The sequence below is a fragment of the Haloferax sp. Atlit-10N genome, assembly GCF_003586325.1.
In the GTDB taxonomy this organism is placed as follows: domain Archaea; phylum Halobacteriota; class Halobacteria; order Halobacteriales; family Haloferacaceae; genus Haloferax; species Haloferax prahovense.
This window is the reverse complement of the sequence record NZ_PSYX01000156.1, coordinates 1-462: the sequence shown is the minus strand read 5'-3', so window position 1 is coordinate 462 and position 462 is coordinate 1. Positions and strand designations below refer to the sequence as shown.

At 57.4% G+C, this 462-nt stretch carries 1 pseudogene; it reads right to left on the bottom strand.

The features are described from left to right. Positions 1-462 (bottom strand): annotated as a pseudogene (locus C5B91_RS21645) (hypothetical protein); the annotation flags it as partial.

Sequence of the window (462 nt, the reverse complement as noted above, 5' to 3'; positions counted from 1 at the left end):
CCCTAGCGTTTCCTTCAGCTCTGGATAGCCTGCGCGTTCGACAGCCTCCTCGACGAACTCGATCCAGAGCTCTTCATGCTGCTCCGCGTAGGCGACCTTCGCCTCACTCGGGTACATATCCAGCTCGTATGCGGTCAAGTCGATCTCGACTGCGTGTTTCCGTTCAAGCGTTCTCGCGCCGAAACGGTACAGGTGCTTGCAGAGGACGTTCTTCCGCCGAACGGTTAGTAGCCGCTTTGACTCGTTGATGTACTCGTTTACCCACTCTCGCCAGTCGTACGATTCTGGATCGACTTCGACGGACGTTTCCGGCATCGAGAAATCCGAGTTCAGACGTCGGAGGTAGAACTGAACTAATGCGACAGCAGTCCGGTGGTTGGCGTTCGGAAGTGCGTGTTTCAGAATCAGGTTTGAGGCGAGTCGGCCTGCAACGGCTGTTGCTGGGCCCTCCCAGACCGTCCG